General features: G+C 46.2%; 9 protein-coding genes. 3 read left to right on the forward strand and 6 right to left on the reverse strand.

The genetic code is table 11. The features are described from left to right. Positions 1-114: 114 nt before the first annotated feature. Together serC and IJJ71_RS00175 are read right to left on the reverse strand one after the other, a co-directional pair. On the reverse strand, positions 115-1,290 hold the full coding sequence (gene serC, locus IJJ71_RS00170; protein WP_296844604.1) for a 3-phosphoserine/phosphohydroxythreonine transaminase: 1,176 nt from the start codon (positions 1,288-1,290) through the stop codon (positions 115-117). A gap of 402 nt (positions 1,291-1,692) precedes the next feature. After that, positions 1,693-2,307 (reverse strand): redox-sensing transcriptional repressor Rex, encoded by a 615-nt coding sequence (locus tag IJJ71_RS00175; RefSeq protein ID WP_296844606.1) that lies wholly within the window; start codon positions 2,305-2,307, stop codon positions 1,693-1,695. Between the two features lie 65 nt (positions 2,308-2,372). Between IJJ71_RS00175 and IJJ71_RS00180 the strand changes: the two genes are divergently transcribed. After that, positions 2,373-3,353, forward strand: a complete 981-nt coding sequence (locus IJJ71_RS00180) for an SUMF1/EgtB/PvdO family nonheme iron enzyme (protein ID WP_296844608.1) — start codon at positions 2,373-2,375, stop codon at positions 3,351-3,353. 19 nt (positions 3,354-3,372) lie between these two features. Continuing rightward, positions 3,373-3,672 carry an STAS domain-containing protein gene (locus IJJ71_RS00185; RefSeq protein WP_296844610.1) on the forward strand — a complete coding sequence of 100 codons (300 nt, stop codon included), beginning with the start codon at positions 3,373-3,375 and terminating at the stop codon, positions 3,670-3,672. An 83-nt stretch (positions 3,673-3,755) separates the two neighbouring features. Here the strand turns inward: IJJ71_RS00185 and IJJ71_RS00190 are convergent, their stop codons facing one another. Together IJJ71_RS00190 and IJJ71_RS00195 are read right to left on the reverse strand one after the other, a co-directional pair. After that, the gene (locus IJJ71_RS00190; RefSeq protein WP_296844611.1) at positions 3,756-4,157 is read right to left on the reverse strand and encodes an ATP-binding protein; all 402 of its coding nucleotides are present in this window, start codon (positions 4,155-4,157) and stop codon (positions 3,756-3,758) included. Continuing rightward, the gene (locus IJJ71_RS00195) at positions 4,154-5,782 is read right to left on the reverse strand and encodes a SpoIIE family protein phosphatase (protein ID WP_296844613.1); all 1,629 of its coding nucleotides are present in this window, start codon (positions 5,780-5,782) and stop codon (positions 4,154-4,156) included. The genes IJJ71_RS00190 and IJJ71_RS00195 overlap by 4 nt, the downstream gene beginning before the upstream one ends. A 110-nt stretch (positions 5,783-5,892) precedes the next feature. Here IJJ71_RS00195 and IJJ71_RS00200 point away from each other — a divergent pair, with 110 nt between their 5' ends. Next, positions 5,893-6,909: an endonuclease/exonuclease/phosphatase family protein gene (locus tag IJJ71_RS00200; RefSeq protein WP_296844614.1), complete on the forward strand. Its 1,017-nt coding sequence runs from the start codon at positions 5,893-5,895 to the stop codon at positions 6,907-6,909. On the opposite strand, the gene IJJ71_RS00205 is transcribed toward IJJ71_RS00200, so the two are convergent. Then, positions 6,910-7,671 (reverse strand): type II toxin-antitoxin system RelB/DinJ family antitoxin, encoded by a 762-nt coding sequence (locus IJJ71_RS00205; RefSeq protein ID WP_296844616.1) that lies wholly within the window; start codon positions 7,669-7,671, stop codon positions 6,910-6,912. A 170-nt stretch (positions 7,672-7,841) separates the two neighbouring features. Beyond that, on the reverse strand, positions 7,842-9,520 hold a 1,679-nt coding region (locus tag IJJ71_RS00210), incomplete at its 5' end, for a phosphoenolpyruvate carboxykinase (GTP) (RefSeq protein WP_296844617.1).

Raw genomic sequence — 9,520 nt, forward strand, 5'->3', positions numbered from 1 at the left:
AACACGAAGTTTTATACCTCAAACACGCGTTTTTTCAAACAGTTTGATTAAGATATAAAACGCGGTATATCAAAAATCTCTCTGTGGACTCTGTGCCCTCTGTGAGAATTTTTTTTATTTGTTTGCTGCAGCGAATTTCTTCATGAACTCAACCAATGCTTTAACTCCGTCGAGAGTCATTGCGTTGTAGATTGAAGCTCGCATACCACCAACGAGGCGATGACCTTTGAGGTTTACCAAGCCTGCCGCGGCTGCTTCTTTAACGAACTTGTCGTTGATTTCCTTTTCTTTTGCGAGTGCTGCTTTTTCTGCGTCTGTGCGGTCAGCTTCGTCTTTCTTTCCGGCAGCAGCAGTTTCTGCAGTTGAGTATTTTGTGAGGAAAGGAACATTCATCAAAGAACGGCTTCCGACCTCAGTTGTCGCATGGTAGAAGTTGCCCTCGTTGTTGTCCAGGTAGTTGTAAAGGTAGTCAGCCTTTTCCTGGTTGCGTTTGAGCATTCCTTCTGCACCGCCGTTCTTTTCAATCCAGTGAAGAACTTTGTCCAAAACGTAGATTGTGTAGCATGGTGGTGTATTGTACATTGAGCCGTTGTCAGCGTGTGTTTTGTAAGCGAGCATTGTCGGTGTTCCCGGCAAGCAAGCCTCCGGCTCCGGAATCAAATCTTCGCGGACGATTACGAGAGTAACGCCAGCTGGTGCCAGGTTTTTCTGAGCACCTGCGAAAAGCAAACCGAATTTTGTTACATCAAGTGGCTCACTCAAAACGCATGAAGAAATATCAGCAACCAATGGAATGTCGCCAGTCTCTGGGATGTACTCGTAGTGAGTTCCCATGATTGTGTTGTTGAAACAGATGTAAACATAGTCGTAGTCGCCAGTTACTTTCTCAACTTTTGGAATATAAGAATAGTTCTTGTCTTTTGAAGAAGCGATTACGTCAACTGCGATTCCGAGTTTTTTAGCCTCAGCGGCAGCTTTTTTTGCCCAAACACCAGTCTCGATGTAAGCGGCCTTTTTGTTTTTGATTCCCAAGTTCTGAGCGACCATTGCGAACTGTGTTGAACCGCCACCCTGAACAAAAAGAACCTTGTAGTTCTCAGGAACGTTCATGAGTTTGCGGACCATTTTCTCGGCATCTTCGATGATTGGCTCATAGGCCTTTGAGCGGTGACTCATTTCCATTACGGACTGACCTGTTCCGTTATAATCAAGCATTTCTGCCGCACACTCTTTCAAAACCTCTTCCGGCAAGCAAGAAGGACCCGCACTAAAATTGTAGACTCTAGCCATACTGTACCCCTTTGTACTTTTATCGTGAAATCTTTCACAGAATTGATAATAAAAGTGTATTGATAAAAAGAAACAAGGTCAACAGTAACCAAGAATTTTATGCAATTTACTGTGATATTTTTCACAGTATTAAGAAAGAAGGGAGATTTCAATAAGATAAAGCAGCCATCATCGGCTTTCTCTAAAAGAATTTCTCTCCGAAATCCGCCAACAGTTTTCGTTGAATATCTCGTCACCGGCAAGCCAGCCCAGGAATGCATGGATTTTTTTGTGAACAAGCTGGGGTGAGGGAAGCCCCCGGCTAGGCTATGTAGCCCCGTAGTTGCCGGGCGCGAAGCGGGCGGCAATGAGCGTGAGCGAAGGGCGGAACAGCCGACCTGCCGCATGGCAGGTAGCCGCCAATTAACATCCCACCGTCATACCCATAAGAACCACCACCGTATTCACATGCTCCACCCGCACATCTTTTGGCACTGAAAGCACTGTGTTCGTGTAATTTACGATTCCCCTGATGCCGTAGGAAACCAGCCTGTCCGCCATAAACTGTGCTTTTTCGTCCGGCACGGCAAGAACGGCATATTCGATTTTTAGCTGGCGGATTTTTGTTTCCAGATCGAGCGTGGCAAAGAGCGGGATTTCACTTTTCATGATTTCGATTTTATTGAAATTTGTGTCAAAGCCGGCGACCAGCTCAAAATTGCTGCCCTTAAAAACTGCGGACTCCAGAAGTGCCTCACCCAGCTTTCCAAGCCCCACGATGCAGCACCTGTGTTTTTCATTATTAATAGAAGAAACTTGAAAGGCCTCGCAAATCGCATCGTGCAGGATTTTTACATCGTAGCCGTTGCTCACTCCATTGTGCAGCTCTAGAAGGGAAATGTCGCGCCTTATCGAAGCTTCGCCCCACCCTGTAAGCGCAGCGAGTTCCACCGAAGTAATTTTCTGCTTTTCCTGCTGGGACAAAAGCCGTGACAATGTGAGAAGTCGTTTTTTTGATGGAGCCGGAATTTTCTTCATGAAAATAATTATATACTTTTTTTCAATCCGTGCTATAATAGAAGCGTTGTTTTTTGGAGGCAAGCATGATTAATTGCATAAAATGTGCTACAGAACTTCCGGATGGTGCAAATTTCTGCTCCAACTGTGGTTTCCCGGTCGGTTCAGTCAAAATCTGCCGATCTTGCCCGGAATGTGGTGCATCACTCAGCGCAATCGACAAATTTTGTTCACAATGCGGCAAGCCGGTTCGTGTCGTCAAATCAGCGGACGAAAATCCTTTTGTGGACAAATCTTCAAAATCAGCAAACAATGCCATTCCAAAAATGATTCCTGTTGAGGGCGGTCAGTTCCTCATGGGCGGAGCCGCGGCAAATTACCAGGTCACGCTCACATCTTTCAAACTGTCCGAAACGCCGGTCACACAAAAGCAATTTTCTTATGTCATGGGTTCAAATCCTTCAAAATTGCAGGGCGATGACAAGCCGGTTGAAATGGTCAACTGGTGCGAGGCTATCATTTACTGCAACATTTTGAGCACTATGCAGAATCTCACGCCATGCTACAGCATCGGTTCTGTCACGGATTTACGCACTTTTGATGCGAACAGTCCTGTCTGGAAGAGAATCGCATGCAACTTTTCGGCAAACGGCTACCGTCTTCCAACCGAGGCCGAATGGGAATTCGCAGCCCGCGGAGGCAAACAATGCGATCCGTTCCAGTTCGCTGGCAGCTCGGACATCAACAAAGTCGCATGGTACGGCGAAAACAGCGACATCACAACACACATCGTCGGCACAAAGGAGCCAAATTCGCTCGGCCTTTTCGACATGAGCGGCAATGTCATGGAATGGTGCTGGGATTACTTCGCTCAGGATTTCCCGGCCACTCCGCAGACAAATCCGCACGGCCCTCAAATCGGCAACATGCACATAAAACGCGGCGGAAGCTGGCTCGATGACCATCAGCAATGCACGGTCTTTTTCAGAAGCGCAAGTGCTCCGGCAGGCAAGAGCAGCAGCCTCGGATTCAGGGTCTGTCAGTCAGAACTTGGCGCACAAATTTAAAATTAATGGAGAATAAAAAATGGATATTAAAACAAGCAAAGTCGCAGACGGAATTGAAATGGTTGTTATAGGCCGCCTCGACACAAATACAGCCCCGGAACTCGAAATGGCACTCAAATCATTGCAGCCGGCCAAGCAGATTCTTCACCTTGATTTAAGCGGTATCGAATATGTTTCCAGCGCAGGCCTTCGTGTAATTCTTCTGGCTCACAAAATCATGCTCCCGACAGGCGGAAAAATGGTTCTCCGAAACCCGTCCGAATTCTGCAGACAGGTTCTCGAAGCCACAGGCATGGACGGGATTTTAACGATAGAATAATAAGAGGGGGAAGTCTCCCCCTTCGCGCCCACTTCGTTGGTCGCTACCCTCTCTGCGGACTCAAGCGCCGCCCGCAACGCCCGCTACACAATTTTTTTTCTGATTGTCAAAATATTCTGGCCATCCTTGTACTCGTAATCTACGCCGTCCATGAATTTTTTGGTCAGGAAGATTCCCAAGCCACCGATATTGCGCTCTTCTGCACCAAGCGTAATATCCGGGTCTTCTTTTGCAATCGGATTAAATTCTTTTCCTTTATCCCTAAAAACCACCGTGAGAACATTATCAACGAAAGTTGTAGAAATCCAGGCTTCACCGACATCAGGCTTGTACGCATAATGCGCGATATTCACAAAAATTTCCTCAATCGCCAAATCAATCTTGTTCAGAATGCCGGGGCTGCAATCAGGCGGCAGGCAAGAATGTACGAAATCATTCACACATTCCATGTTTTTGTCGTCGGCGGTAATCTTGAGTTCCTTCATTGTTTTCCCTCCATTGTATTTTTCTTGAAAATCATTCCAAGCATCGTTATATCATCGAACTGATCTGCTCCATCAACAAATTTGTCAACATCATCTTTGACAAAGCTCAGGAGTTCTTTCGGGTGAAGCTCCTGAACTCCATCTTTTTTAAGGGCAGAAAGAAGCCGTTCTTCCCCATAAAGCTTATTGTTTTTATCAGTAGCTTCCGTCACGCCATCAGTGTAAACGAAAAGTTTGTCTCCAGAATTTATCGTAATCTCGTGGTTCTTGTACGGGATTCCTTCCATTGCGGCAAGCATAAGATTAGGCTTTGTCTGGAGATAGCTGACAATTCCATCCTTGCACAAAACCGGCGAAGTATGGCCTGCGTTTGCAAAAGTAAGCTTTCCAGTGCTGATTTCAAGGATTCCCATCCAGCAGGTGACAAAAAGCCCGGACTCATTTCCCTCGCACAGAGTATTGTTCACATGCTCAAAAATTTCCGCCGGAGTCTTGTAGCGGAAGGCAGCGTCTTTTAGCAAGGTCTTTGCGATAACCATGAAAAGTGCGGCAGGAACCCCCTTTCCAGAAACATCGGCCACTGAAAGCGCGAAATGGTCATCATCAATCATAAAGAAATCATAGAAATCACCGCCGACTTCCTTCGCAGGTGTCATCGAGGCAAAAAGTTCAATTTCTGGATGATTTTCATAAGGCGGGAACACTCGCGGGAGCATTTCTGCCTGAATTTTGGTGGCGACATTAAGCTCCGCGCCAAGCCGTTCCTTCTCGGCAGTAGCATGAGTCAAATCAGCGATATAGCGGTTCATGTCCACGCTCATTTTTTCAACCGATTTTGCAAGCACGCCAAGCTCGTCACGATTCTTGATTTTTTTGAGAAGCCCCGAAAGCTCGCCATGATGCTTGGCAAAGTGGGAAGTTTCATCAATAATCATCATGAGAGGACGGACAACGCCGGCGACAAGTGAAAGCGCGTACAGTAGGATGAATGAAACTGTGAGCACAAGAGCGGCAATCAGAGTTGAGCGGAGATAATTTTCTTTGTAAGCCCGGACTTCATTCATCGGCTTGACGACGCTCATAATTGCAAGCGTAGCACCCGTGTAATCCTTGACAGGAATCATCGTCGTGACATGGCCGCCACTTTTTTTGTAGGAAACATAAGTTTTAGAATTACCGTTTTCAATTATGTCACGCAGGCTTTCGATGTAATCAGGAGTCTTTTTTTCAAGCGACTCGACATAGCCAAGCTCATAAGGCTCATTCAAAATCAGGCTGTTCACTGTATCAAAAACATAAGTCCGGCTTTTGTAATCAGCAGATACGACAGTCAGATAAATGTAGGCAAGTTCCGCCGTTTCGGTAAGTTCGTTGAGCCTCTGGTTCGTGGAATCCCAAAAACCATCGCTTCCGTCAGTAAGCCAGTAAAAAATTCGCTCGGTATCAACATAAGCCAGAGCGGTCTGGGCAAATTCCCTGGTTATATCGCCGTAAAGAGTCTCAACCTGTTTTTTAAATTGATTGTAACTCATGTAACTGTTGACCATAAACATAAGCACGCCGAACAAAACCGCGGTGGCCAGCAATTTTATTGAAAGGACAGACAGTTGAATTCTTCGCTTCATAAAACTCCTCACATTACTATTATAAAACAGTTTTAAGATTTTTTTGAAAAAAGTTTAAAAAATTTGCATTTACATTGCCAAAAATCGATTTTTTTTTGCTATTAATATACATGAAAAGATTTAATTTTTACAAACCTGGAATCAGGTACGGACAGATTGCGGCATTATCCGCAGTCCTTTTGGCTTTTGTTTCTTGCGCCGGCGTTTTTTCGGATGATTCAAAAGAAAATGCAAAGGAAAGCATAAAAGTCATGAATTGGAATTTGCAGACATTTTTTGATGCAAATTTTGACGGCAACGAGTACGCTGAATACAAGAGTCCTAAAAGCGGCTGGAGTCAGCAGAGGTACGAGGCGCGTCTCGACAAACTTGCTTCCGTCATAAAGGAAACCGATGCGGATGTCATTATAATGGAAGAACTCGAAAAAGAAGAGCAGATTCAGGACATCGCGAACAGGCTTTCCGGGACTTTTGATTTCAAAAAACTTTACTCTCAGGCGATTTTTGCGACTAATGAAGGAGCCTCCATCGGCTGCGCGGTGCTTTCACGGCTCCCGATTGAAGAAGTTACCGTTCATGCACTGGATATCCGGGAAGGAAGCAAGCAGCCCTCAATGCGCCCGATAATCCGGCTATCCATTCTGTCGAAAGACAGGGAACTGACGATTTTCGTGAATCACTGGAAGAGCAAGAGCGGAGGCGCGGAAGAATCAGAAATCTGGAGGAAAAGACAGGAAAAGCTTCTGGCGGATTTGATTTGGGCGGCAAAAAAAGATGGTGCGGTGCTTGCGGTCGGGGATTTTAACAAAGAAATTTCCGAATTTGACATAAATCTTTCGGCCACAGAAGGAAAAAATGTGATTTTACATGGAAGCGAGGATGTTGAGGTTTATTCGCCGTGGATTAACGACAGCGGCGAGATTCAAAAAACAGGAAGCTACTGGTATAAAAATCACTGGGAGCGGATTGACCACTTTTTCGTATGTGGAAACATTGAATTGACAGATTTTTGCGCAGAAACTGAAGGTGAATGGGCAGACAGCGAGGGCCGTCCTTTGCGCTACCAGATTTGGAGCGGAAGAGGCTATTCGGATCATCTGCCAATCACATGCACAGTAAAGTTTTAACTACTTACAACCTATCTCTTCTTCATCACCGACATCCCAGGCGTCGAAAAGATTGTCTGGGGTGGTTTCGTCTTCGTCTTCGGAATCATCCTCCTCGCTTGGAGCAGGCTCGCCCACATCCACAACTTCCTCATCACCAGAAGTTTCCGTTACAACAGGCGCATCCTCACTTTCCACTTTCCGTTTTCCACTTTCCACTTCCCCGGCCTGCTCATAATTTCCGTATGTGCCGTCGTCCTCGTTCTCGTCGAATTCTGGAGTCACTTCCTTTTCACCGATTTCATTTCGCATCTCAGCGACAAGGGCCTCGTTCGCAGCAACACGAGCCGCAATCTCGGCTGAAACTTGCGGAACAGGAGCTTCCGTCGCCACGCTCTCAGCAGTCGCCGTAGCAGCAGCAAATTCTTCCTCCTCGCTTATTCCGCCATGAAAAACATCGTCCTCAGAAACATCATCCTCAATAGAAGAATCTTCGCTTTCAACAACAGAATCAACCGTCTCGGCACAAGCCCCGCTTTCAGCAGAAATCATTCCCCCTACAGCGGCTTCACTTTCCACTTTCCGTTTTCCGTTTTCCGTTTTCCACTTTCCACTTTCCACTTCCTCCGGGATTGTAACATCAAAAGGAAAGCCCTTGCGCAAAATCGCCTGCTTCAAAAAAATCTTTATCGCGCTGTCGATGTCCGTACCAAGATTCTCAAAAATCTTACTCGCACCATCAACCAATGTATCATCCAAATCAATATCGTAAGTCTTAATCATGCTTTAATTATCGGAAAAATTACAATAAATTTCAACGAACAAAAAAATCCCGTTCCAAGCAAACCTCAGAACGGGACTTTTAAGTTTCTCACAGAGGGCACAGAGTTCACAGAGATATTTATGATTTACAAAATACTCTCTGTGCTCTCCAAAGCTCTGTGAGGAATTTTTTATTTTGAAAGACGTGCTTCGAGATCATCCAAGCAGGCTGTGAGCTCTTTTGGCAAGTGTTTGCCGAATTTTGGATAGTGGTTCTCACGGATGTCTTTAACTTCCTTCAACCAGCCCTCTTTGTCCACGTTGAGAATCTGTGGGAGAGTCTTTTTGTAGTAGTCAGCCAATCCGTCTGTGTTGATAGCACCCTCTTTTGGCATGAAGCCGATTGGAGTATCTACGCAGTTGTCTTTTCCGTCGCAGCGGTCGAAAATCCACGCAAGAACGCGTGAGTTGTCGCCGTAGCCTGGCCACATGAATCCGCCTGGAAGATCTTTGTTGTTCTCGTCCTTGCGGAACCAGTTAACGTAGAAGATTTTTGGCAATTTGTCCTGGTCAGCTTTTGCACCAACGTCAATCCAGTGCTGGAAGTAGTCGCCCATGTTGTATCCACAGAATGGGAGAATAGCGAATGGGTCACGGCGGATTTTACCAACCTGTGAAGCATCGATTGTAGATGCTGCTGTGATTTCTGAACCAACGATAGAACCCAAGAATACACCGTGGTTCCAGTTGCGGCTCTGGTGTACGAGAGGTACAGTTGATGGGCGGCGTCCACCGAAGAGGATAGCAGAGATTGGAACACCCTCTGGGTTTTCCCACTCTGGAGCGATACATGGACACTGTTTTGCAGGTGCTGTAAAGCGTGCGTTTGGATGAGCGAATTCCTCGCCTTTTGGTGATTTGTCTTTTGGAAGAGCGTCGCGTGTCTGGCCTTTCCAGTCAACGAGCTTGCCCTTTGCTGGGTAACCAATCTGTTCCCACCAAACGTCTCCGTCCTCAGTAAGAGCACAGTTTGTGAAGATTGTGTTCTTTGAAGCAGAGATAAGAGCGTTTTTGTTAGACTCAGCAGATGTTCCTGGAGCAACGCCGAAGAAACCTGCCTCTGGGTTGATAGCATACAAGCGGCCGTCTTTGCCGAATTTCATCCAAGCAATGTCGTCACCGATTGTCTCAACTTTCCAGCCTGGGATTGTTGGGATAAGCATAGCCAGGTTTGTTTTACCACAAGCTGATGGGAATGCGCCAGTAACGTATTTAACTTTGCCCTCTGGGTTTGTGAGCTTGAGGATGAGCATGTGCTCAGCGAGCCAGCCCTCTTCACGAGCCAATACAGTAGCGATTCGGAGAGCGAAACATTTTTTGCCGAGCAAAGCGTTTCCGCCGTATCCAGAACCGTAAGACCAGATGAGGTGCTCTTCTGGGAACTGAGAAATATATTTGTGCTCAACGTCTGCACAAGGCCAGATGCCGTTGTCTTTTTCGCCGTTGTTGAGTGGTTTACCAACTGAGTGCAAACAAGGAACGAATTCTCCGTCTGTACCGATGATGTCGAGAACTTTTTTGCCTGCGCGAGTCATGATGTCCATGTTGAGGACAACGTACTCTGAGTCAGTAAGCTCGATACCGTTCTTTGAGATTGGTGAGCCGAGTGGACCCATGCAGAATGGGATTACGTACATTGTGCGGCCGTGCATACAACCTTTGTACAATCCTTTCATTGTTGCCTTGAGCTCAACCGGATCAATCCAGTTGTTTGTTGGACCTGCATCTTCCTGGTTTACAGTAGAAATGAATTTTAGGCCCTCAACGCGAGCTACATCGCTAGGAAGTGAGCGGAACAAGAAGCTGTTCG

This window comes from Treponema sp. (assembly GCF_017430385.1).
Taxonomy (GTDB): domain Bacteria; phylum Spirochaetota; class Spirochaetia; order Treponematales; family Treponemataceae; genus Treponema_D.

What these genes read in the sequence shown, in the direction of transcription:
- IJJ71_RS00175 (WP_296844606.1), bottom strand. Translation starts at nt 2,307, where the DNA reads ATGAAGAAAATTCCGGCTCCATCAAAAAAACGACTTCTCACATTGTCA.
- IJJ71_RS00180 (WP_296844608.1), top strand. Translation starts at nt 2,373, where the DNA reads ATGATTAATTGCATAAAATGTGCTACAGAACTTCCGGATGGTGCAAAT.
- IJJ71_RS00195 (WP_296844613.1), bottom strand. Translation starts at nt 5,782, where the DNA reads ATGAAGCGAAGAATTCAACTGTCTGTCCTTTCAATAAAATTGCTGGCC.
- IJJ71_RS00200 (WP_296844614.1), top strand. Translation starts at nt 5,893, where the DNA reads ATGAAAAGATTTAATTTTTACAAACCTGGAATCAGGTACGGACAGATT.
- IJJ71_RS00190 (WP_296844611.1), bottom strand. Translation starts at nt 4,157, where the DNA reads ATGAAGGAACTCAAGATTACCGCCGACGACAAAAACATGGAATGTGTG.
- serC (WP_296844604.1), bottom strand. Translation starts at nt 1,290, where the DNA reads ATGGCTAGAGTCTACAATTTTAGTGCGGGTCCTTCTTGCTTGCCGGAA.
- IJJ71_RS00205 (WP_296844616.1), bottom strand. Translation starts at nt 7,671, where the DNA reads ATGATTAAGACTTACGATATTGATTTGGATGATACATTGGTTGATGGT.
- IJJ71_RS00185 (WP_296844610.1), top strand. Translation starts at nt 3,373, where the DNA reads ATGGATATTAAAACAAGCAAAGTCGCAGACGGAATTGAAATGGTTGTT.